A 20639-nucleotide genomic window follows, 5' to 3' on the forward strand; every position below is an offset into this window, starting at 1 on the left:
ACCAAACACCGGACATCCGAAACTCACCGTTTCTAAGATACCCGGTCGATCGAATCTGTCCGCAACACACGAGATGCACCCGAAAAAGATTCCCCCAGTTGCCACCGAGGGAACCTCAAAATCGGGATCTAAACCGGGTTGCCTTCAAGGACGCGATCGATCAATCCGTACTCTTTAGACTCTGCGGCCGACATAAAGAAGTCGCGATCCATATCCTTTTCGATCTTCTCGATGGGCTGTCCGGTATTCGTCGCGTAAATTTCGTTTAACTGCTGGCGAATCCGTAAAATTTCCTTCGCTTCAATTTGAATGTCGCTGGCTTGACCCCGCGTTCCCCCAGAAGGTTGGTGAATCATAATCCGCGAGTGGGGCAGTGCCAGACGTTTACCCGGCGTTCCCGCCGCCAAGAGAAACGACCCCATCGAAGCCGCCAAGCCGACGCAGATGGTGACCACATCAGATTTAATGTGCTGCATGGTGTCGTAAATGGCCATACCCGCACTCACCAACCCACCGGGAGAGTTGATGTAAAGCATGATGTCTTTATCGGGATCTTCCGAAGCCAGATACAGCATCACGGCGATGACCTGGTTGGCCAGTTCGTCATCGATATCGCGACCGATGAAAATAATGCGTTCCCGATACAGACGGTTGTAAATGTCGATCCACTGGGTATAGGTATCCCCAGGCATCTGATACGGAACTTTGGGTACGCCGATCGGCATAGCTGTGAGTACTCCCTTACAACGAGTGCAGTTTCAACGAATGTTTGACAAATAACGGACGGCAACAAGCGATCGCCTAATTGACGCCTGCCAGTGTCTTCGAGTGTTTGTCGCCTTTTTCGCTGGCGAGGATTTTATCGATAATGCCGTATTCCTGAGCCGATTCCGGCGTCATGTAGAGCATCCGATCCATATCTTTAGCAATTTTCTCTTTCGATTGCCCCGTGTTGTTCGACAAAATCTCCAACATCGTATCTTTGTTGGCAATCACTTCTTTGGCTCGGATTTGAATGTCGGTGGCCTGACCTCGCGCGAAGCTTTTCGGCTGATGAAGGACGATCGAGGCGTGGGGCAAACTGGCCCGACAGCCTTTCGTACCGGCCGAGAGCAACATCGCCGCCATTCCCATCGCCGTCCCCAAACAAATGGTATGAACGGGAGGTTTAATGTAGCGGATGGTGTCGCAAATCGCAAACGCTTCGGTTTCAAAGCCGATCGGCTCTCCACCGTAGTTCGAGGTTCCCGTGGAATTGATGTAGATCTTGATGGGTTTATCGGGATCGTCGTATTGCAAATACAACAATTGCGCGATAATCAATTCCGTCACGGCGGGAACCAGAGGCATCCCTAAATACACGATCCGCTCTTTTAACAGCAGAGAGGGTAAATCGGGGGGCGGGGTACGGTTGGGGGGCGAGCCGTAATAGGGAGATTGAACGGCTTGAATCGGTAGGTTCATTGGCGCTTCCCTTGCTCGATGTACGTGCTGCGGTTGTCCGAACCGCACTGTCTTTAATACATCTTAACTTGTTGAGGGATTGGAGACAGGGATGATGAGGTGATGGGATGATGAGGTGATGGGACGATCGGGGAAGATGGCTGATAATTGCTCCCCCTCTCCCCGGCTCCCCCTCTCCCCATCTCCCTCGAGTCAGTGCAGTTAACACCGTTACAATTGTCAAAGCCGCACTTGATTGTTAAGCATCGTTCATGGACGCCACTGGCTCGATCGAATTCCTACAAACAACGCTCTACCACCTGCAACAGTTCGCCGATAGCTGGGTCAGCGACCAACTCGCACATCTAACCTGGGTTAGCGTGTTGGCGATTTTCGCCGCCGGACTCGTCACCAGTCTCACCCCTTGTATGCTGTCGATGCTTCCCATCACCCTGGGATACATTGGCGGCTACGAATCTCAGAATCAAGGTCGCGCCGCGTTACAGTCGGTGTGGTTTTCCCTAGGACTGGCGACCACCCTCGCCGCTTTGGGTTTGGTTGCGGCGTCCTTCGGTCGCGTGTACGGTCAAGTCGGAACGGGACTTCCCGTCGTCGTGGCCGTTATTGCTATTCTTATGGGGTTGAACCTTCTCGAAGCCTTACCCCTCCAACTTCCCTCCTTCGACGGGATGGGTTGGATTTCTGACGACCTTCCTCGAGGGGTGCGATCGTATCTGTTGGGACTCACCTTTGGTTTAGTGGCTTCTCCCTGTAGTACCCCCGTCCTCGCCACGTTGTTAGCCTGGGTCTCCACTACGGGGAACCCGCTTCTCGGAAGCGTTTTACTGCTATCGTATACCTCCGGCTACGTCGCCCCCCTCATCCTCGCGGGAACGTTCGCTGCGACTGTCGAAAAACTCCTGTATGTCCGCCGTTGGTCGGGTTGGATTACCCCCACCAGCGGCGCGTTACTCGTCGGCTTCGGCGTCTTTACGTTGCTATTTCGCTTCTTTCCCACGGTTTAGCCTCGGGGGGTGACGATCGCTCGGTCTTCTGACAATTTCAAGCTCGTTTTACCCGTCACGCCCTCTAGGATTTTGGTCTCAATTCTCAATTTTCAATTATCAATTGTTAAAAATGTCCGATTCTGCTCGAACGTCTGAATTTTCCTTAACCGCGTGGTTTCGTCGGGAACTGTTGCCGCTTTTAGCGGATTTGCGATTGGCGATCGTGTTGCTTCTCGTCATTGCGATCGCCAGCACCATCGGAACAGTTATCGAACAGGGTGAAACCCTCGATTTTTACCGCGCGAACTATCCCGAAGACCCGGCCTTGTTCGGGTTCCTCAGTTGGAAAGTGTTACTGGGGTTGGGACTCGATCGCGTCTATAAAACCTGGTGGTTTCTCGCCCTGTTAATTCTGTTTGGCAGCAGCTTGACAGCTTGTACCTTTACCCGCCAACTTCCCGCGTTGAAAGCAGCACGACAGTGGAAGTTTTACAAGAAACCCCGTCAGTTCCAAAAATTAGCCTTGAGTACGGAACTCGAAAGCGGAGAGATTTCGCAGTTAGAAAGTCTACTTCAAAAACAAAACTATAAAGTTTTTAAAGAGGGCGATTCTCTGTACGCTCGCAAAGGGATTATCGGCCGTATCGGACCCATTGTCGTTCACGCCAGTATGTTGTTAATTCTCGGCGGTGCGATTTGGGGAACCATGACCGGAGTCATGGCACAAGAAATGATTCCCAGCGGGACGACAACGCCGGTCAAAAACTTTATTGATTTTGGCGGTTGGGCGTCGCTCGATCGCTTTCGCGGTTGGGAATTGCAAGTGAATCGCTTTTGGATCGACTATACTCCAGACGGTACGATCAATCAGTTTTATTCGGATTTATCCGTTGTCGATGAAAACGGAGAGGAGATCGATCGCAAAACCATTTTCGTCAACGAACCCCTTCGCTATAACGGTGTCGTCTTCTACCAAACAGATTGGAGTATCTCCAACGTCAAAATTCGCCTCAACAACAGCCCGATTTTCCAACTTCCGATGGCGAAGTTAGACACCGGTGGAAACGGGCGAATTTGGGGGACTTGGATTCCCACGAAACCGGATTTAAGCGAAGGGGTTTCGCTATTGGCGCGGGATTTACAGGGAACGGCGTTAGTGTACGATACGGAGGGACAGCTAGTGTCTTCGGTGCGTGTCGGCGGCGAAACGGAAGTGAACGGCGTCACCTTGAAACTCATCGATATTGTGGGTGCGACGGGATTACAAATTAAATCCGATCCGGGCATTCCGTTAGTCTATTTAGGCTTTGGCTTGTTGATGGTAAGTGCCTTGATGAGTTACGCTTCTCACTCGCAAGTTTGGGCGTTACAACAAGACGGGAAGCTCTATGTCGGCGGACGCACGAATCGCGCTCAAGTGGTATTTGAACGGGAATTATTGGAAGCTATCGAAAAGCTAGAACCGGACACGAAAGAAGAAGTTACAGTGTCTTAGATTGGCGTTTCTATAGCAAGGCTCGATTCGGGGTGGTAAATAACTTTTTGAAAGTGGGTTCCGTTGGTCAGACGATCTCTCAAGATTCCCGGCATCTTATTGCCGGGAATTTCATACAGCAATTCACAGAAATAGGAGATTTCCACGAATTATTTAATATTGCTAAATCGGGACTATCTTGCGTCTTTGATTCCTTGATTGTGGTGGAACTTGGCGAAATTGAAGCCGACTTTTTGATGTTTAAATTTTGTGCGATCGCCGTATAAACGGTGAAGCCAAAAAACTCAAACGTTGCGAATTACGGCGACCGTTTCTAACTCAGCAGCCACCGCTTTCATCTCAGCTTTATCTTCGTCCGACCAAGTTCGCGGAGACTGGCAATGATGAGCGATTAACAAGCCCCATAACTCGCTATTTTTGAGGATTGGCGCGACGAGACTGGCTTTAACCCCCAGGCTTTCTAGAAATTCGCGATGACAGGGGTGAATTTCGGCGCGTTCGATGTCGTCGATCGCCTTCAACCGACCTTCTAGGTATAGCTCTGCGTATTCGTTGTTGAAACATTCGTCAGCGCCCGTCGAACCTAAAATCGAAAACTCGGGAGAAGATAAAGATTCAAACGTCACTTGTCCTTCCCATTTCCGATAAAAATAATACAAAACGATGCGATCGACGTTCAGGCGATCGCGCAATTGCTTAGTTTTGCTTTGAATTAACGCATCTCCCGCCAGAGATCTCGACAGGCGATTGGTGAGAATTCGTAATTGACGGTCTAACATAAACTCAGATCCTCAACCCCCATTCGATTGACAAACTTCAATTTATATGATATACAAAAAACTCCCAAAGTTTGAGATCAAAAAAATTAACAAAAATCAATATAAAATCTCCGATTGAACCTGAAGCGATCGCACCTCTTTCCGCTTTCCACCTTTCCGTCAACGCCGCCAGCTTCCTCCTGCGTGCAATTTGACCCTTACAGATATTCCTTCTCGGGTTTCGTCGTGCCTCGAGCCGAGCCAAGAGACGACCCTTCTCTCATCTCTACAGACTCAAAAAATAAACAGCGAGATTTCCCGTAACGTCCCGTCAAGCCTAAATCGCAATTCTCAAACGGTCAATTCTTTCCCCATCGACGGTAAAATACAAAATCGCTTTGTAGACCCTATCGATCGCCAGGAGAGAAACCGTTGCAAACCCTGTTACGTCTGTCGCGGCTCGTCGATCGCGCCAACGAATCGATCGGTCGTCTAACAGGCTGGCTCGTCCTTTTAATGGTCGCAGTCGGCACTTGGAACGTCATCGGACGGTATGCGGGCCAAGCCATCGGCATCAAACTCAGCTCCAACGCCTTTATCGAAACTCAATGGTATCTCTTCAGTTTAGTGTTCCTATTAGGGGCAGCCTACACTCTCAAGCATAACGAACACGTGCGAATGGACGTGCTGTATAGCAACTGGTCGCCCCGCCGTAAAGCGTTAGCTGACTTCATCGGGACTCTATTGTTTCTCGTTCCCTTCTGTGCGATCGCCCTCTGGTTCGTGCGATCGCCGATCCTCAGTTCCTGGCAAATTCAAGAAACCTCTCCCGATCCCGGCGGTCTTCCCCGCTATCCCATCAAAACCTTTGTTTTCGTCAGTTTCGTTCTTCTCATTCTACAAGGCATTTCCGAAGCCATCAAAAAATGGGCGGTCTGGATGGGCGTAAGGGGCGAAGACACCAGTTCCAACGAGGAAAATGCTGAAAGCGTAAATTCTCAAGGGGACGGGCGCAATGGCTGAATGGTTGGGAATTTCCATGTTTTTCGGGGCCTTAGCCCTCTTGCTGCTAGGGTATCCCGTCGCCTTCACCCTCGGCGGCGTCGCCATCCTCTTTAGTCTCATCGGCGTCGCCACCGGAACCTTCAGCTTCGGACTGTGGGGCAGTTTTCCGCTACAGGTGTTCAACACCATGTCCAACTACACCCTGTTGGCGATTCCCTACTTTATTTTCATGGGGGCGATGCTGGAGAAATCGGGGATCGCCGAACGTCTCCTCGAAACTATCGGGATTCTCTTCGGACGCATTCGCGGCGGGTTAGCCTTGGCGGTGGTTCTCGTGGGGGCTTTGTTGGCAGCCACCACTGGCGTCGTGGCGGCAACGGTGGTTGCAATGGGATTGATTTCCCTGCCGATTATGTTGCGTTACGGCTACAACAAAGAACTGGCGACGGGAGTTATCGCCGCTTCGGGAACTCTCGGACAGATTATTCCCCCCAGCGTGGTGTTAGTCGTCCTCGGCGACCAATTGGGCATTTCCGTCGGTGATTTGTTCGTGGGGTCGATGTTACCGGGATTGTTGATGACTGGGGTGTTTGCCGTTCACGTTCTGGCGATCGCAACCCTTCGACCGGACGCAGCCCCCGCTTTACCGCCAGAAGTCCGGAACATGGGCGGTCGCGATTTGGGACTGCGGGTGTTGAACGCCATGATTCCGCCGCTGTTGCTGATTGTCTTAGTTCTCGGCAGCATCTTTTTCGGCTTCGCCACGCCGACGGAAGCCGGGGCGGTGGGCAGCGTCGGGGCGATCGCACTGGCGGCAGCCAACCACCAGTTAAGCTGGGATTCCTTGCAACGAGTCAGCGATGCCACCTTGCGAATTACCAGCATGGTGGTGTTTATTTTGCTGGGTTCGACGGCGTTTAGTTTGGTCTTTCGCGGACTCCGGGGAGAACAGGTGATTCTCAACGCTTTAACCAACCTTCCCGGCGCAGAGGTGGGATTTTTAGCGGCCAGTATGGCGATCGTGTTTTTCCTGGGCTTTTTTATCGACTTTTTTCAAATTGCCTTTATCATTGTGCCGCTGTTTGCCCCGGTCGCCCAGCAGTTTGGTATGGATATGGTGTGGTACGGCGTGATTTTGGGGGCGAACTTACAAACCTCGTTTTTGACGCCACCGTTTGGATTTGCCTTGTTTTATTTACGGGGTATCGCCCCGCCAGAGGTGACAACGCAGGACATTTATCGCGGGGCGGTTCCCTTCGTGTTGTTGCAGATTCTGGTGTTAATTGCCATTGTCCGTTTTCCGGCGATCGTCAGTTGGCTGCCCTCGTTGAGTCAGAGTTGAGGTGATGGGATGATGGTGCGATCGAGGTGATGGTGCGATCGAGATGATGGTGCGATCGAGATGATGGTGCGATCGAGATGATGGTGCGATCGGGGTGATGGTGCGATCGGGGTGATGGGATGATGGGGCTTAGTGGTGCAGAAAAGTCCTGAAACCCTTGTTAGAAAAGATATTGCCGTATTAAAGGGTTAGCCCGAAAATCTCAAATCGGTAAATGGCTGCCGGAGATCCCCGGCATCTCCAAGATGCCGGGGATCTTATAGGGAGATCTTATAGGGAGTCGGGTAGTTCACTATTCCTTCCGATATCAATTCTCAATTCTCAATTTTTGTCGTTTCGATCGATCGCAAAAATTCAGCACTTTCTTCCGGTAAGGCAGTATTGATAAACATCCCACTTCCCATTTCAAATCCGGCGGTGAGGGAGACGCGGGGAACGATCGCCAGATACCAGTGAAAATATCCCGTCTTGTATTCGTCAGTGGGAATCGATCGAATCGTATAGTTGTAATCAGGATCGTTTAAACCAACATAGAGTTTAGACAACACGGTTTTGAGATTTCCGGCGAGATCGACGATTTCCTCCTCCGTAACGTTTTCAAAAGAAGAAACATGACGCCGGGGAAAAATCCACAGGTGAAACGGCGAAAGCGCCGCATAGGGGACGAACGCCACGAAATGCTGGCTTTCCCAAACAATCCGTTCCTGGCTTTCGAGTTCTTCGTAAAGAGTCCGACAAAACAAACATTCGCCGTGGTCGTCGAAATGACGGATGGCTTCCCGGGTTCGCAACCGCAGTTGATAGGGAACGATGGGTGTGGCGGCGATTTGAGAATGGGGATGTTCGAGGGAGGTTCCGGCGGTTTTTCCGTGGTTTTTAAAGATAATGATGGCAGAGATGCGGGGATCTCGTCTCATGTCCGCGTATCGCTGGCGGTACATCCGTAAAACGTTAGCCACGTCGTTGATGGGAAGTTTGGCGAGAGTAACGTTGTGGCGGGGATGTTCGATGACGACTTCGTGAAAGCCGACGCCGGACATCGAGCGAAACATACTGTGTTCTCGACGTTCGGGAAGTTCGCCTTCCGGGGAAAAGGCCGGATATTTGTTGAGGACCGATCGCACTCGCCAACCGCGCTCGTCGCAGAGTCTGGCACGTTCGATTCCCGTTAGATGTTCGTTCCCTTGGCAAAACGGACAGTCGGCTCGGTAAGCTGGAAGAGGAACGGTGTCGGTACGGTCTTTACTGAATTGGTTCGGTCGTTTCGATCGCTCGGTGGCGATGACCACCCAATTGCGGGTAATAAGATTCTGTCGCAACTCCGTCATAAACCCTTTTTGACTATCTGTGACTCTCTGTGGGAAAACAAACTGTGCCAGAAGATACCGTCGCGTATTTTTATTGTGGCATCTAGTTTGAGAGACGTCCTCAAAGGTCTGTCGGAGACATCGACTGACGATGGCCCTCTCGTGCAGTCCCTTCACAGCCCCTGAAAACCCCGGTCTTCCCCCCTCGCCTGTCCGCCTCAAGCGGATCTGACATGACGATCGCAAAAGATGATGAGACACTAGAGGGCAAGCAAGCACAAGGCATTGCTGAGAAGACGGCTAGGAAAACCGCATGAGATTAGTAATGTCGTTCGCGAAAAACGATATCCATGACTGTTCGATCGCTATCTCGATTTTGGAACTTTTTGCAAAGCAACGGCGGCTTTTATATCGCTGTGGCGTCGATCGCCCTGGTTCTCGTTCTGGGAATTCACAATCTCGCCTTCAGCCAACAACCCGTTAGAATCAGCGTGTTAATGCAGGCGTTGGAAGCCGCCCAGTGGCAACCGCTGGTTGAAGAGTTCGAGAAGCAAAACCCCGATATCGACCTACATATCGTCGAAGGCCCCAACGCCACGAACCTCGTCGAAGACCTCTATACCTCTTCCTTCTTGCTGGGGGATTCGCCCTACGACCTAGTGTATATGGATATCGTCTGGACGCCGAAGTTCGCCGCCGCTGGTTGGTTGACGGACTTGAGCGATCGCATCTCAGACGAAGAACTTTCAAAATTTCTCGAAGGAGACGTCAACGGCGGACGCTACAACGACGGCCTCTATCGCATTCCCTTTCGCTCCGACGCCGGAATGCTGTACTATCGCAGCGACCTCCTCGAAGCGGCGGGATTCGAGCCGCCAGAAACCGTTGAGGATCTCACCCGCATTTCCCAAGCCTTGATGGAAAACGGCGATGTGGAATGGGGCTACGTTTGGCAAGGGAAGCAATACGAAGGTTTAGCGGCTATGTTCGTCGAACTCCTTGAAGGCTTCGGCGGATTTTGGATCGATCCGGAAACGCAAGCAGTTGGACTCGATTCCCCCGAAACCATCGCGGCGGTGGAATTTCTCAAAAATACCCTCGAAAACGGCATTTCTCCCCCCGGCGTCACCACTTATCAGGAAGAGGAAGCCCGACGCTTTTTCCAAAATGGGAAAGCGGCTTTTATGCGAAACTGGCCTTACGTTTGGACGCTGGCGAACGCGGAAGATTCCCCAGTGGCGGGCAAAATTGCCATTAAGCCGATGGTTCACCAACCCGAATACGACAGCGGTGCCTGTCAAGGGGGTTGGGGTTTGGGAATGGTGAACACGACCAAACACCCGGAAGAGGCTTGGCGGGTTATCGAGTTTATTACCAGCAAAGCCGCTCAAAAACAGTTCGTGTTGGAAACGGGATACGTTCCGAGTCGGCGATCGCTCTTTACCGATCCCGATATTGTCGCCAAATACAGCCACTATCCCCAACTGTTGGAAGTGCAGGAAAATTCGGTGTTGCGCCCGCCCATCGCCCAGTACGCACAAGCTTCGGACATTCTGCAACGATACCTCAGTGCGGCACTGACCGATCGCCTCAGTCCCGAACGGGCGATGCAAAGAGCTGCTGAAGAAACGCGACGGTTGTTAGGCCGTTAATGGGTTCGACATCCCTAACGCAACGACGCGCCAGAGATTTTAAGAGGAAAAGTTTATGACTCGAAGCAAAATCCGAGACAGACAACGCTTGACGGGATGGGTTCTCGTCACCCCCGCCCTGTTAATTCTCCTCCTCGTCTACGCCTATCCCATCGGACGGGCGTTTTGGCTGAGTTTGTTTACGCAAAACTTGGGAACGGAACTCGAAGCTGTCTTTAGCGGCTTGAGTAATTACGGCCGGATTTGGGGAGACGGAGCGTTTTGGAACAGTATCCTCAATACCACCATTTTTACGGTGGTGGCCTTGGTGTTGGAGTTGGTCTTGGGAATGGCGATCGCTCTGGTTCTCGATCGATCCTTTCGCGGTCGCGGTACGGTTCGCACCATTGCCATTATCCCTTGGGCCCTCCCCACTGCCATCATGGCCTTGGCCTGGACGTGGATTTTTAACGACCAATACGGCGTTCTCAACGATATTTTGATGCGCTTGGGACTCATCGACAGGGGAATTAACTGGCTGGGAAATCCCACCCTGGCCATGGTGTCGGTGATTACGGCGGACGTTTGGAAAACCACCTCGTTTGTCAGTATCTTGTTGCTGGCGGGGTTGCAGTCGATTCCCCAAGACCTCTACGAAGCCCACGCCATTGAAGGGGCGACCCCTTGGCAGAGTTTTCGCCAAATTACGCTCCCGCTGTTAATGCCCCAAATCCTCATTGCATCGCTGTTTCGCTTCGCCCAGTCCTTCGGCGTGTTCGATTTGATTCAGGTGATGACGGGGGGCGGTCCGGCGGGGGCGACGGAAATGGTCTCGCTTTATATTTACGCTACGGTACGCCGCTATCTCGATTTCGGCTATGGGGCGGCGTTGGTGGTGGTGACGTTTTTGATTTTGATCGCGGTGGTGGCGTTGGCATTTTATTTGTTGGAGAAGGTTCGTAAGTCCGCCGGGGTCGATATTTAATTTTTTACCACAGAGATTTAGAGATTCAGAGATTTAGAGATTTAGAGGATTTGAGATGACTTTAACGCAATCGTCTAAAAAAACTAGCGGCTTTTCTGGGAAAGCTCTGATTTTACCGATTTCGGTTTTCCTGGTGGTCGCGTTTAGTTTGGGTCCGATTATTTGGCAGTTTTTGACGTCGATTAAAACCAACGATGCCATCGTTGCTATTCCCAATGTTTATTTTCCCTCTTTCGACCAATTGACGATTAGTCACTATACGGAACTGTTCGCGAGACGGCCGTTTTTGCGGTACATTTTTAATAGTGCGTTTGTGGCGTTTACTTCCACGTTGCTTTGTTTGGGATTTGGCGCTCCAGCGGCCTATGCACTGGCTAGATTGAGGATTCCAGGTCAGCAATTGATTTTAACGGGGGTTTTAATTATTACTTTATTCCCCTATATTTTGCTGTTTTTAGGATTACTAGAAATCGTAAAAGCTTTGGGTTTAGGTAATAATTATTTGGCGTTAATCGTGCCGTATACGGCGATTAATTTACCCCTAACAATTCTCGTGATGCGGAGCTTCTTTCAACAACTCCCGAAAGATTTGGAAGATTCGGCGAAAATCGACGGGTACGGAACGGTAGGAATGTTGTGGAAAATCGTTTTACCGATGACGCTTCCGGCGTTGGTGACAACGGGGATTTTGACGTTTATTTTTTCGTGGAACGAGTTCATTTTTGCGTTGACGTTTATTACGGTCGAAGAGATGAAAACCCTTCCGGTGGCGGCGGCGCAATTGGGGGGATCGTCGATTTTCGAGATTCCTTACGGGACGATCGCGGCGGCGACGGTGTTGGGAACGGCGCCGCTGGTGGTGTTGGTATTGTTCTTCCAGCGTAAAATCGTGCAAGGCTTGACGGCGGGTGCAGTTAAAGGGTAAGTCGAAATTAGGTCATAATATTAATGAGAGAACGGGCGGCGATCGCACTAGGGAGTAATTTAGGGGATTCGTTGGCGATTTTGATGGGGTCGATCGATACTTTGTTTCGACATCCCCAGATTGCGGAAGTGGCGCGATCGCCCTGGTATCGCACCCAACCCGTCGGACCGCCGCAACCGGAGTATATTAACGGTTGCGTTGTGGTGGAGGTCACGCTGTCGCCGGACGCATTGCTGAAGGTATTGTTAGATATCGAATCTCGGTTCGATCGCGTCCGTCGGGAACGCTGGGGACCGCGCACCTTAGATTTAGACGTGATTTTGTACGGCGATCGAATCCTAGATACCCCCGATTTACAAATTCCCCATCCCCGGTTCCGCGATCGCGCCTTTGTCTTGGTTCCTCTGGCCGATGTCGCCCCCCATTGGATCGACCCGGTATCGGGTCAGTCTGTTACAGATTTGCTGAAAGCGGTAGACTGTTCCGACGTGCGCCTTTTGTAGGCCGCGATTCCTACAATGAAAATGGATTTTTCATGTCTATCGGTAAAGAACTTCCGCAAATTCTCCAACAACGCCTCTTTTTCTCGGGACGTAAATTTAATTTCGAGGTCAATCGCCTGCGCCTTCCCAACGGGGCGGAAGGGGATTGGGAATGCGTGCGCCATCCGGGTGGCGCTTTGGCGGTTCCCGTCACCACAGATGGAAAGTTGGTGTTAGTCCGTCAGTATCGTTTTGCGGTTTGTCGTCGGATTTGGGAGTTTCCCGCCGGAACGGTAGAACCGAACGAAGATCCCAAACAAACGATTCAACGGGAAATTGAAGAAGAAACGGGATATCGCGCCACGTCTTGGCAAAAATTGGGTCAATTTATCCTCGCGCCGGGATATTCGGACGAGATTATTTATGCTTTTTTGGCGTTGGGCTTGGAAAAATTAGAGGTTCCCCCTCGTCAAGACGAAGACGAGGATATCGAGGTGGTTTTGATGACACCGGAAGAACTCGAAAAAGCTATTTTGGAAGGAGAGCCAGTCGATGCCAAATCGATTTCCAGCTTTTTCCTGGCCAAACCCTTCTTAACTCGAACTGTGGGATCGTAACGGTTCGGACAAACCGATTTTATCGACTTTTTGAGTCAAATTCTCGATGCCTCAGATTTTCCTGGGGCGTTGTTTGTGGGTATAAATACGATTTTTTTAGAGAACGAACGGTCGTTAAAACCGCATCCTTCACTAGAAATTCCGTAGATACCTCGAAAAAAGTATCGGCGTATATACGGATAATCCGAAAAAATATAAATGGTACAATAAATAGTTAAGCGGTCGTGCGACGTCGATTGGTTCGGGGAAAGCTGTCTACTTTTTCAACATATTCACTTCACTCAATATGAGCGATTCGATTTTATTTTGGCATCGTCGAGACCTGCGAATCTCGGATAATATTGGTTTAGCTCAGGCGTTCGATCGCAGCGCCAAGGTTACGGGTGTCTTTTGCCTCGATCCGGGCATTTTAGAGCGAGACGATATCGCTCCGGCTCGTGTAAAGTATTTAATTGGCTGTCTGAAAGAGCTACAAGACTCCTATAAACTGGCGGGGGGCGAATTACTCATCTTTCGCGGCAACCCTGTCAAAATCATACCGGAACTAGCTGAACGGCTCCACGCGACGGCGGTCTATTGGAACCGAGACGTAGAACCTTACGCCAAGGAACGCGATCGCACCGTCAGCGACGCCCTGAAAAATACGGGAGTCGAAATCGTCACCTGTTGGGACCAACTACTCCATCCGCCAGGGGAGGTGTTAACGGGATCGTCCGGCGTCGTCAAACCCTATACGGTGTATACTCCTTATTGGAAAAACTGGAGTCGCCAACCGAAACCCGAACCCGTGCCGACGCCTCGAGAGTTGCAAGGGTTGACGGACGAAGAACGAACTATCGCCGAGAAAGTCGGGGCGATCGCCCTCCCAACCGCAGAAGAACTCGGCTTTACCTGGGAAAATCCCTTAATCTTGGCACCCGGGGAAGACGCCGCCCTTGAACAGTTAGAGTTTTTTGTCGATCGCGCCCTCCTCGACTATCAAGAACAGCGGAATTTTCCCTTTTCCGACGGAACCTCCCGCCTCAGTCCCGCCCTGAAATTCGGTACCATCGGCATTCGCCGAGTTTGGGCTGCCACCGCCGCCGCCTGGGAGGAAACCCGCAGCGACGAAGCCCGCGATAACATCGAAACCTGGCAACAGGAGTTAGCGTGGCGGGAGTTCTATCAAACCGTCATGTACTTTTTCCCCGAACTGGCAGAGGGTCCCTACCGCAAGCCTTGGGTCGATTTTCCCTGGGATAACGACGAAGAACGCTTTCAAGCTTGGTGCGAGGGACGCACGGGATATCCCATCGTCGATGCAGCCATGCGCCAACTCAACGAAACCGGATGGATGCACAATCGCTGTCGCATGATTGTCGCCAGTTTTCTGACGAAGGATTTGATTATCGATTGGCGCTGGGGCGAGAAATACTTTATGCAACACCTGGTTGACGGGGATTTATCCTCGAATAACGGCGGGTGGCAGTGGAGTGCCTCCAGTGGCATGGACCCGAAACCGATGCGGGTGTTCAACCCCTACACGCAGGCTAAGAAATACGATCCCGAGGCGGAATACATTCGTCAGTGGTTGCCGGAGTTGTCGTCGTTAGACACGGCGGATTTGGTGACGGGAAATATTTCTCCGCTCGATCGCGAAGCCTGCGGCTATCCTGCCCCCATCGTAGACCACAGCGTTCAGCAGCGTAAGTTCAAGCAGCTTTACAAGGAACAGAAGGAGATGATGAGATGATGGGATGAGGAGATGATGGGATGAGGAAAAATTGTCAATTGTCTCCTCAAGGCAACATTGGGGAAATGGAACAGGAGGGAAACGATCGATCCTCGAGGGGGTCTAACGCCCTGGGAACGATGGCGGGAGTGGCTAAGAAGACTCCAGTCATTTCGGCGGTGAGGGGAGGGGAAAATAAATAGCCCTGACCGAGTTCGCATTTCCAGGCTTGGAGGATGCGATGCTGGCGATCGACTTCGATGCCTTCGGCGGTGACCGTCATGCGGAGGTTGTGGGCCAGGTTGACGATGGTACTGACGATTTCGCCGTTTTCTTCGGGGGTGGCTAAGTCGTTGATGAAGGAACGATCGATCTTGATGTTGTCGATGGGAAGATGGCGCAAGCGGCTGAGGGAGGAATAACCCGTGCCGAAATCGTCGATGCTGAGTTTGACGCCGAGTTCTTTGAGTTGCCTCAGTTGCGTACTGATTCGATCGCATTCGATGAGGGCGCTTTCGGTAATTTCGAGGTTGAGGGCAGTTCCCGAAAGTCCCGTCTCTTCAAGAATCGCGGCGACGGTGGCGACGAAATCGCCTTGGCCGATTTGTTCGCTGGCGACGTTGACGTTGACGAACAAGTCCGATCGATCGAATCGAGTCTGCCACTGTTTGAGCTGTCTGCAAGCTTCCCGTAACACCCACTTCCCTAACGGAACGATCGCCCCGGTTTCTTCGGCGACCGGAATAAATTCACCGGGAGAGACTAAACCCCGTTGGGGGTGTTGCCAGCGGACTAAGGCTTCAAATCCCCGAACGAACTGGGTTTGAAGGGGTGGACTCGAGCCATTCTCCCGGCCAGACTGGCTGTTTTGAAGATCGACGATCGGTTGGTAGTGCAGTTTCAATTCCTGGTTGACGAGAGCTAAACGCAAATCGTTTTCGAGGTTCAGCCGTTTTAGGGCTTGTTCGTGTAAGGCGGGGGTAAACTCAGCCAAGTTGGATTTTCCCTGGGCTTTGGCGCGATACATGGCTAAATCGGCATCTCGGAGGATGTCTTCTCCCCGTTCGTAGGTGGGGCAACTGTAGGCGATACCGATGCTGACGGTGGGAACCAGTTCGCGATCGCCGAGATATATCGGTTGGGAAACGCTGCTGTGAATGGCGTTGACGAGGGGTTCGACGTCGGACAGTTCGGCAGCATCGAACAACAACACGGAAAATTCGTCACCGCCGAGTCGCGCTACGATGTGGGGGGATTTGACGCATTCGGCCAGACGTGCGGCGACGATTTTCAACATCTCGTCTCCGGCTTGGTGTCCGAGGCTGTCGTTGACGAGTTTGAAGCGATCGAGGTCGAAGAACAAGACGGCGAACTGGCTGTTGGCGTCGAGGTGCTGGCGATCGATGGCCGCTTGCAGTTGCAGTTGGAAAAACCCGCGATTGGGAAGTTTGGTGAGAGCGTCGTGATAGGCGGCGTAGCGCAGTTGGTTTTCGGCGTGGCGACGGGCAGTTACGTCCCGCTGAATCGCCAAATAATGGGTAATGCGACCGGTTTGGTCGAGAATTGGCTCGATATGCCACTCGTTATAAAATTCAGTCCCGTCTTTACGGTAGTTGACCGCTTCTCCGTAGAAAATATCGCCCCGTTCTAGGGTCTTTCGCAGCCGTTTCAACACTGCTCGATCGGTTTTGGGACCTTGCAACATCCGGGGGGTTCGTCCGATGGCTTCTTCGGCGGTATAGCCCGTTAGTTTGGTAAAGGCAGGATTAACGAAGACAATTCGCGGCCCGGGGCGATCGAGAGTCGGTGTTGTAATGAGGATCGATTCTTCGGCGTGATGGACAGCAGCGGCTAAGAGTCGCAGTTATTCGTCTGTGTGCCTCCAGCGATCGCTCTCTCGATCGCTCTCAGACAATATATAGGGATAAGAATTGCTCTGGGAGCTAACCATACAGTTTCCTCGCACATCCGGCGATCGCTTCGACGTAGCCTTTACGTCTCGTTACCGAAATTATAAAAATTTCCTTAAGCTTTTTCCAACATAACCCAAAAGGGTGTATAGAATGCGGTCGTTGTGAATCGTTCGCCTTGAACTGCCATCGCTGAATTTCTCGGTTTATCATGTTCAAGTAAGAGCCGCATACAATATCGAATATATCGAACCTTTCTATTTACGATCGCAGGTTTCGATCGCACCCTTATAACAAACCGTTTTGAGACACGACGATTTGACCTCGATGTTTGGGCCAGTGGAGTTAACCGCACGACAACAACATATTTTGTGGGCAACCGTCCGCCACTACGTCGCCACGGCCGAACCCGTCGGCTCGAAAGCCTTAGTGGAGGAATACAACCTCAGCGTCAGTTCGGCGACGATTCGCTCGGGGATGGGATGGCTCGAAAAAGCCGGATTGCTGTATCAGCCGCACACCTCAGCCGGACGAGTTCCCTCGGATTCGGGATATCGCGTCTACGTCGATCGCCTGATGCAGCTTTCGGAAACCCGAGCCGAACGAACCGAAAAACTGCTCGAAAAACGTTTAAACGTCGAGAATTGGAGTCTCGAGGCGATGCTGCGAGGCGCCGCTCAAATTCTCTCGAAATTGAGCGGTTACATTGCCTTGATTACCCTTCCACAATCTCAAGTGGCGCAACTGCGACACCTGCAACTAATTCAAGTCGATCCGGGTCAGATCATGCTGATCGTGGTGACGGACGTTTACGAAACCCAGTCGACGCTGGTGACGTTACCCGAGGAGGAAAACGAAAGTTCCCTGGAACCGGAACTGCTCGATCGCGAACTGCAAATTCTCTCGAACTTCCTCAACGCACAGTTACGGGGACGACCGATTTCAGACTTACTCGATCTCGACTGGGGAGAACTCGATCGCGAATTCCAACGCTACGCCGACAGTCTAAAAACCCTCTTTTCCGACTTAGCCAAACGCTTACAAACCCCCACCGTCGTCCCCATCGCCATCAGCGGTATCGCCGACGTGCTACGATTGCCAGAATTCGCCGAACTGCAACAGGTTCAGCCGTTGATGCACCTCCTCGAAGACGAACCGGAACAGTTATTTCCGCTAGTGTTCGAACCCGCCGACTCCACAAGGAAAGGAAAACGAGTCAACGTCCGCATCGGTTCGGAAAATCCCCTCGAACCCATTCAGACCTGTACCCTCGTCTCGGCGACGTATCGTCGCGGTTCCCATCCCGTCGGAAGCGTCAGCCTCCTCGGTCCCACGCGCATGATGTACGAAGACTCGATTTCCATCGCCGAAGCCGCCGCCAACTATCTCTCGGAACGACTCGGGAGTTGAGGGGGTGAGGGGGTGAGGGGATGAGGGGATGATGGGGTGAGGGGATGAGGGGATGATGGGATGTCGGTGCGTGACCATTTCTCGGTTTCAGGTTCGACACCCGATTTTTCAAGTCACGCACCCTACGAAAACTGTCCCCTGTTCGCTGTCTGAAGGGTTCTCAAGCGATTCAACGCAGCAGCTAACTCGAAGCGGCGAAACTCAGCGAGATCCCCTTGAGGAAACGGTGACAATACCTCTAATCCTCGGGTTTCGATGTCGGAGAAGATTAAATCGAGGAGTTCGGTGAGGGTTCGGCGTCCGTCGGCGTATTCCTGTTTGAGATATACCATCGCTTCGGCGATCGCTCTCAACTGTCCCGCATCCACTACTTGCTGAACCGCTGACAGGTCGATATCTTGAGTTCCAAAGACGATTTCGTCGATTCCGCGAACTTGCCATTTTATCGATCTCTTTCCGCGACTGGGATCGATGCTGTCGGGTTCGATCGATCGCGATCGCACCTCTCCAAACGCCTCGCCGCCTTCCGGTTGGCGTCCGGTGGCGAAGTCCGACGCAATTTGACGCACTTCGTCGGTGACGTCGCTGGGACGAAATTCCGTCATCGCAATAGCGGTATCGGCGACATCGAAGTAATCGCCGCTTCCTCCCATCACCAAAATCGTCGAAACCACCTGTTCTTCGAGAAGTTGACGGACACGATCGATAAACGGCGTAATCGGTTCTTTTTCTTTGGCGATTAACTGCTGCATTCGGCGATCGCGAATCGTGAAGTTCGTCGCCGAGGTATCTTCATCAATCAGCAACAGCTTAGCACCGACTTCCAAAGCTTCGACGATATTCGCCGCCTGAGAAGTGCTTCCGCTGGCGTTTTCCGTTGAAAAGGAAGTGGTCGGTTGACCTTGAGGGAGATTGTTAATAAACGGCGAAATGTCCACTCCCGCCACATAACGACCGTCTTCGGCGCGAATTTTAACCGCTGTGGGGTCGGTGACGACGAATTCTCGTCCGTCGTCGGGGATGTGGTCGTACACCCCCAGTTCGATCGCTCTCAGTAAGGTAGATTTTCCGTGATAGCCGCCGCCGACAATCAGCGTCACGCCTTTGGGAATCCCCATTCCGGAGATTTCGCCGCCATTGGGTCGAGAGAACCTCACCCGTAAAGACTCTGGAGACTCGAAGGGAACGGCGTTATTTGGCAAGGGTCGATCGTCGACGCCGCTGCGACGGGGTAAAATCGCACCGTCAGCGACAAAAGCCACTAAATCCTTTGGCGACAGTTGCGATCGCAGCCAATCCGCATCTTCAACGGTTTCCACGTGACGGCGAATTTCCGCCGCGTTGAGATTAGCGTAAACCAAAGCGCGATCGACCAATTCCGGAACGTCTTCGCACAGCATATAAGCCGCCTGTCGTCCCAGGATACGCCGTCCCCGGGCCGGAAGTCCCACCACAAACCGCAATTCGAGCCAGTCGTCGTTAATATAAGCAGAGGTTCGATCGAGAACCTCCTGTCCCATGCAACATACAGCGATCGTGCCGCTTTTCCCAGTTCCCCGATGTTGGCTGACGCCATGACAAGCCGCGTCGAACTGTCGCGTCAGATAGTCCCGCAACGCCACATTTCGCGACGGCGTGGTGTAGAGTTCGGCGGGAAATTGCGCCACGGACTGGGGAACCCGCACCCGGAGTTTGCTCGGCGAGGCGAAGGGATCGCCCTGCACGTAGTCGATAATCAGGGTAAAGTTGGGAAACTTGTATTGTCCTTGAATGTCTTTGTACGCCTTATAGCCTCGGTTGTCGAGGTCGAGGAGGAGGTCGTACAGGGTATCTGAATCAGTCATAGTCCTGTGTGGGTCGCAGTGGCATTCTTCAGACAAACTCTGTTAACTTACCATATTTGAGAAAGTTCCTGAATGCGAGGCAACCCTTTTACTGACGATAGCGGCGCAACATTCCCACAATTCGCTCCGCGCGATCGCGCTCGTAATCGAGCAACTTTCCATAATACTCGTGTTCGCTCAAATTCAACGATAAATAAACGTGCTGTCGGGGATTTTTAAACCCTTTATTGGTAAAAAAATTAATCGCCGCTTCGTTAGAGGGATCGGTATCCATCAAAACGCTTTCCGCACCTTGTCCGATGGTTCGTTCGATAAATCGATCGACCAACTTTCCCGCGATACCCATTCGGTGAAACTCGGGACTCACCCCCAACCAACGAATGTAACTGTAAACGTTGGATTTACGATCGCTTCGTTTCTCCACGATCGTTCCCAAAATAAATCCCGCAAATCGCCCCTCGACTTCAGACACCAAACACAAATCGGAATCCGTATTATAGGCTCCCGTCACTTCCCATTCGTCCCAAGTTCGATATAACGTCGGATAGAGTTCGCTGGAAAAAAGCTCCTCTCCCAAATGAAAAATGGGCGCGATATCGTCAATTATCATTTCGCGAATTGAAATTTGAGGATGGGAAACTGTTGGTCGATCGGACATATTAAAAAAACAAAAAATGCCTAGACATACAATCCAATATATGATATATTAAAGTGATATCTAAAAATCCTATTCAAAATCCATCGAATCTTCGAGCGGAAAAGTTGAG

The 20639-nt window shown here is 51.8% G+C and carries 18 protein-coding genes; 11 read left to right on the forward strand and 7 right to left on the reverse strand.

Annotated elements, in window-relative coordinates; genetic code table 11:
* Positions 1-128: 128 nt before the first annotated feature.
* Positions 129-725, reverse strand: a complete 597-nt coding sequence (locus tag ACP5D4_RS07190) for an ATP-dependent Clp protease proteolytic subunit (protein WP_428010948.1) — start codon at positions 723-725, stop codon at positions 129-131.
* A 76-nt stretch (positions 726-801) separates the two neighbouring features.
* Positions 802-1464 carry an ATP-dependent Clp protease proteolytic subunit gene (locus ACP5D4_RS07195; RefSeq protein ID WP_428010949.1) on the reverse strand — a complete coding sequence of 221 codons (663 nt, stop codon included), beginning with the start codon at positions 1462-1464 and terminating at the stop codon, positions 802-804.
* A 251-nt stretch (positions 1465-1715) separates the two neighbouring features.
* Here ACP5D4_RS07195 and ACP5D4_RS07200 point away from each other — a divergent pair, with 251 nt between their 5' ends.
* On the forward strand, positions 1716-2468 hold the full coding sequence (locus ACP5D4_RS07200; RefSeq protein ID WP_428010950.1) for a cytochrome c biogenesis protein CcdA: 753 nt from the start codon (positions 1716-1718) through the stop codon (positions 2466-2468).
* Between the two features lie 112 nt (positions 2469-2580).
* Positions 2581-3945, forward strand: a complete 1365-nt coding sequence (locus ACP5D4_RS07205; RefSeq protein WP_428010951.1) for a cytochrome c biogenesis protein — start codon at positions 2581-2583, stop codon at positions 3943-3945.
* 284 nt (positions 3946-4229) lie between these two features.
* Here ACP5D4_RS07205 and ACP5D4_RS07210 read toward each other — a convergent pair whose 3' ends face one another.
* Complete coding sequence (locus ACP5D4_RS07210; RefSeq protein ID WP_428010952.1) at positions 4230-4724, reverse strand: GAF domain-containing protein; 495 nt, start codon at positions 4722-4724, stop codon at positions 4230-4232.
* Positions 4725-5135: 411 nt separating this feature from the next.
* Here ACP5D4_RS07210 and ACP5D4_RS07215 point away from each other — a divergent pair, with 411 nt between their 5' ends.
* Together ACP5D4_RS07215 and ACP5D4_RS07220 are read left to right on the forward strand one after the other, a co-directional pair.
* Positions 5136-5726, forward strand: coding sequence for a TRAP transporter small permease subunit (locus ACP5D4_RS07215; RefSeq protein WP_428010953.1), 591 nt, complete (start codon positions 5136-5138; stop codon positions 5724-5726).
* Positions 5719-7050: a TRAP transporter large permease gene (locus tag ACP5D4_RS07220; protein WP_428010954.1), complete on the forward strand. Its 1332-nt coding sequence runs from the start codon at positions 5719-5721 to the stop codon at positions 7048-7050. The genes ACP5D4_RS07215 and ACP5D4_RS07220 overlap by 8 nt, the downstream gene beginning before the upstream one ends.
* A gap of 314 nt (positions 7051-7364) precedes the next feature.
* On the opposite strand, the gene galT is transcribed toward ACP5D4_RS07220, so the two are convergent.
* Complete coding sequence (gene galT / locus ACP5D4_RS07225) at positions 7365-8378, reverse strand: galactose-1-phosphate uridylyltransferase (protein ID WP_428010955.1); 1014 nt, start codon at positions 8376-8378, stop codon at positions 7365-7367.
* Between the two features lie 329 nt (positions 8379-8707).
* Between galT and ACP5D4_RS07230 the strand changes: the two genes are divergently transcribed.
* From ACP5D4_RS07230 to ACP5D4_RS07255, 6 genes are all read left to right on the forward strand, one after another.
* Positions 8708-10009, forward strand: coding sequence for an ABC transporter substrate-binding protein (locus ACP5D4_RS07230; RefSeq protein ID WP_428010956.1), 1302 nt, complete (start codon positions 8708-8710; stop codon positions 10007-10009).
* 55 nt (positions 10010-10064) lie between these two features.
* Positions 10065-10973 carry a carbohydrate ABC transporter permease gene (locus tag ACP5D4_RS07235; protein WP_428010957.1) on the forward strand — a complete coding sequence of 303 codons (909 nt, stop codon included), beginning with the start codon at positions 10065-10067 and terminating at the stop codon, positions 10971-10973.
* Between the two features lie 55 nt (positions 10974-11028).
* On the forward strand, positions 11029-11898 hold the full coding sequence (locus tag ACP5D4_RS07240; protein WP_428010958.1) for a carbohydrate ABC transporter permease: 870 nt from the start codon (positions 11029-11031) through the stop codon (positions 11896-11898).
* A 23-nt stretch (positions 11899-11921) separates the two neighbouring features.
* Positions 11922-12401, forward strand: a complete 480-nt coding sequence (gene folK, locus ACP5D4_RS07245; RefSeq protein ID WP_428010959.1) for a 2-amino-4-hydroxy-6-hydroxymethyldihydropteridine diphosphokinase — start codon at positions 11922-11924, stop codon at positions 12399-12401.
* Positions 12402-12433: 32 nt separating this feature from the next.
* A complete protein-coding gene (locus ACP5D4_RS07250) occupies positions 12434-12997 on the forward strand; it encodes an NUDIX hydrolase (RefSeq protein WP_428010960.1) in 564 nt (187 codons plus the stop codon).
* A gap of 286 nt (positions 12998-13283) precedes the next feature.
* On the forward strand, positions 13284-14729 hold the full coding sequence (locus tag ACP5D4_RS07255) for an FAD-binding domain-containing protein (protein WP_428010961.1): 1446 nt from the start codon (positions 13284-13286) through the stop codon (positions 14727-14729).
* A 46-nt stretch (positions 14730-14775) separates the two neighbouring features.
* Here ACP5D4_RS07255 and ACP5D4_RS07260 read toward each other — a convergent pair whose 3' ends face one another.
* The gene (locus ACP5D4_RS07260; RefSeq protein ID WP_428010972.1) at positions 14776-16572 is read right to left on the reverse strand and encodes a putative bifunctional diguanylate cyclase/phosphodiesterase; all 1797 of its coding nucleotides are present in this window, start codon (positions 16570-16572) and stop codon (positions 14776-14778) included.
* Positions 16573-16945: 373 nt separating this feature from the next.
* Between ACP5D4_RS07260 and hrcA the strand changes: the two genes are divergently transcribed.
* Complete coding sequence (gene hrcA, locus ACP5D4_RS07265) at positions 16946-18028, forward strand: heat-inducible transcriptional repressor HrcA (RefSeq protein WP_428010962.1); 1083 nt, start codon at positions 16946-16948, stop codon at positions 18026-18028.
* A gap of 122 nt (positions 18029-18150) precedes the next feature.
* Here the strand turns inward: hrcA and ACP5D4_RS07270 are convergent, their stop codons facing one another.
* Both ACP5D4_RS07270 and ACP5D4_RS07275 read right to left on the reverse strand, forming a co-directional pair.
* Complete coding sequence (locus ACP5D4_RS07270) at positions 18151-19872, reverse strand: ABC-ATPase domain-containing protein (RefSeq protein WP_428010963.1); 1722 nt, start codon at positions 19870-19872, stop codon at positions 18151-18153.
* An 88-nt stretch (positions 19873-19960) separates the two neighbouring features.
* Positions 19961-20530, reverse strand: coding sequence for a GNAT family N-acetyltransferase (locus tag ACP5D4_RS07275; protein WP_428010964.1), 570 nt, complete (start codon positions 20528-20530; stop codon positions 19961-19963).
* Between the last annotated feature and the right edge of the window lie 109 nt (positions 20531-20639).

The sequence above is a fragment of the Baaleninema sp. genome (assembly GCF_049974805.1).
GTDB lineage: Bacteria > Cyanobacteriota > Cyanobacteriia > Cyanobacteriales > Geitlerinemataceae > Baaleninema.

What these genes read in the sequence shown, in the direction of transcription:
- ACP5D4_RS07240 (WP_428010958.1), top strand. Translation starts at nt 11,029, where the DNA reads ATGACTTTAACGCAATCGTCTAAAAAAACTAGCGGCTTTTCTGGGAAA.
- hrcA (WP_428010962.1), top strand. Translation starts at nt 16,946, where the DNA reads ATGTTTGGGCCAGTGGAGTTAACCGCACGACAACAACATATTTTGTGG.
- ACP5D4_RS07250 (WP_428010960.1), top strand. Translation starts at nt 12,434, where the DNA reads ATGTCTATCGGTAAAGAACTTCCGCAAATTCTCCAACAACGCCTCTTT.
- folK (WP_428010959.1), top strand. Translation starts at nt 11,922, where the DNA reads ATGAGAGAACGGGCGGCGATCGCACTAGGGAGTAATTTAGGGGATTCG.
- ACP5D4_RS07235 (WP_428010957.1), top strand. Translation starts at nt 10,065, where the DNA reads ATGACTCGAAGCAAAATCCGAGACAGACAACGCTTGACGGGATGGGTT.
- ACP5D4_RS07205 (WP_428010951.1), top strand. Translation starts at nt 2,581, where the DNA reads ATGTCCGATTCTGCTCGAACGTCTGAATTTTCCTTAACCGCGTGGTTT.
- ACP5D4_RS07270 (WP_428010963.1), bottom strand. Translation starts at nt 19,872, where the DNA reads ATGACTGATTCAGATACCCTGTACGACCTCCTCCTCGACCTCGACAAC.
- ACP5D4_RS07230 (WP_428010956.1), top strand. Translation starts at nt 8,708, where the DNA reads ATGACTGTTCGATCGCTATCTCGATTTTGGAACTTTTTGCAAAGCAAC.
- ACP5D4_RS07200 (WP_428010950.1), top strand. Translation starts at nt 1,716, where the DNA reads ATGGACGCCACTGGCTCGATCGAATTCCTACAAACAACGCTCTACCAC.
- ACP5D4_RS07220 (WP_428010954.1), top strand. Translation starts at nt 5,719, where the DNA reads ATGGCTGAATGGTTGGGAATTTCCATGTTTTTCGGGGCCTTAGCCCTC.
- ACP5D4_RS07210 (WP_428010952.1), bottom strand. Translation starts at nt 4,724, where the DNA reads ATGTTAGACCGTCAATTACGAATTCTCACCAATCGCCTGTCGAGATCT.
- ACP5D4_RS07190 (WP_428010948.1), bottom strand. Translation starts at nt 725, where the DNA reads ATGCCGATCGGCGTACCCAAAGTTCCGTATCAGATGCCTGGGGATACC.
- ACP5D4_RS07255 (WP_428010961.1), top strand. Translation starts at nt 13,284, where the DNA reads ATGAGCGATTCGATTTTATTTTGGCATCGTCGAGACCTGCGAATCTCG.
- galT (WP_428010955.1), bottom strand. Translation starts at nt 8,378, where the DNA reads ATGACGGAGTTGCGACAGAATCTTATTACCCGCAATTGGGTGGTCATC.
- ACP5D4_RS07195 (WP_428010949.1), bottom strand. Translation starts at nt 1,464, where the DNA reads ATGAACCTACCGATTCAAGCCGTTCAATCTCCCTATTACGGCTCGCCC.
- ACP5D4_RS07275 (WP_428010964.1), bottom strand. Translation starts at nt 20,530, where the DNA reads ATGTCCGATCGACCAACAGTTTCCCATCCTCAAATTTCAATTCGCGAA.